General features: G+C 64.4%; 2 protein-coding genes. One reads left to right on the top strand and one right to left on the bottom strand.

Going from position 1 to position 1,603, the window contains the following annotated elements; translation table 11 throughout:
• Positions 1–224: thiolase family protein (locus AC1D1G_RS45000; protein WP_477956918.1), on the bottom strand; the 224-nt coding region annotated here is incomplete at its 3' end.
• Between the two features lie 356 nt (positions 225–580).
• Here AC1D1G_RS45000 and AC1D1G_RS44995 point away from each other — a divergent pair.
• Positions 581–1,603, top strand: a 1,023-nt coding sequence (locus AC1D1G_RS44995) for a PucR family transcriptional regulator ligand-binding domain-containing protein (protein WP_477956917.1), incomplete at its 3' end; no start/stop codon positions are given.

Below are 1,603 nucleotides of genomic sequence, written 5' to 3'. Positions count from 1 at the left end.
ATTCTGGACAGACACACCTTATTGACGTTGACGGCGGACACCGACATCGGAAGGCCGGCTGCGGTCGCGGCCCGGCGAGCCGGTATCTGACCGGTCCCGGCGGTGAGAACTTGCCGCATGACGACGTAATCAATGTCCGCAGCGGCTACTCCGGTGCGCTCGAGCACCGCCTTGATGGCCAGAGCTCGGAGGTCGGCGCCGCTGAAATTTTGGAGCGAGCCCATGAACCGGCCGACCGGCGTCCGTGCTCCGCCGACGATGACCGACTGATTCGGTTGGCTGGCATGGTTCTCCCTCTGTTCGACATTATCAGGGTGGCTTCATCGCATAGGTTGCCTGTCGGGACCAGCGGGGACGAACCGGCTGTCCGCGTGGATCACGCTCCGTCGTCTGAGGACAGTGTCATATAGTTAAACTATGCTATCAATGTTTTAATGTATGGAGCGGTATCTACCCGTCCGATTGACGGTGCCGGGTCGCCATCGCCCGGAGGGCGTTCGGTAGCAGATCAGCCCTAGAATCGCCGGGGCGAGTAGTTGCCTGACCGTGCTCGACGGGTACCGGAGGAGCGAGTGACACCGTGACGCTCACAGTGCGTCGACTGACCCAACACAGCGACCTGGGGTTGTCACTCGTGGCAGGCCGAGAGGGTGCCGATCGTGTGATCGATTGGGCACATCCCATCGAACTCGCCGATCCGACGCCGTGGATCTCCGGTGGGGAGCTGGTCATGACGACCGGCCTGAAGATCGGCCCCACAGCAGAGGAGCAATTTAACTACGTGGCCCGACTGGTGCAAGCCGGTACCGTCGCCCTGGCATTCGACACCGGCACGACCTTCGAGCGGGTACCCGATGGCGTCCTGACCGCCGGCGACGCCTTCGGCCTGCCGATCCTCGCGGTACCGGCCTCGACACCGTTCATCGCCATCACCCGGGCGGTGATCGACGAGTTGACCGCCGATCAACTTCGCGGCGTTCAACGGGTGGTCGACCACCAGGAGAAGCTCGCCCGCGCGACGCTGCGCGGTGGCATACCCGCGGTCATCTCGATGCTCGGTCGGGTCCTGTCCTCGACCGTTGCCGTCATCGACTCCGACAGTCAGGTCCTGGCCGTGCACGGTGCGGATTCGGTGCGGGTAATCCGTCACGCCCGGGAGGTGGCCAGTACGGCGCGGTCGACGCCGGGCCGGAGGCGTCCGACGAGCAAGGTCGTCGCCGACGATCACGGATACTGCACGGTGCAGACCGTCTCGGCCGCACAGGATCTCCACGGCTACCTCGCTGTCAGCTCCGATGACCTCCTGTCTGCGTCCGACCGACTGCTCGTCGCCCATGCGGTGTCCTTGGTATCGATCGAATTGGGCAAGCCCGCCAAGGTCGTCGATGCCGAACAGCGACTCCGGGCGGCTGTGACCCGAGCTCTGCTCGATCTCGGCGGCGACCTCGATGTCAGCTTGCTCCGATACTTCGGGTTCGACACAGACTCACAGGTGGTCGCGCTCATACTGACCAACGTCGGCCCGCTGCTCGCTGCCGAACGGCAAATAGCCGCGGCACTGACCGGGCAGTCCACGCCGTACCTGATGGTGCCGACCGAGAAC

The sequence above is a fragment of the Rhodococcus sp. P3_B8 genome, from assembly GCF_056402775.1.
This window is presented reverse-complemented; position numbering and strand designations above follow the sequence as displayed.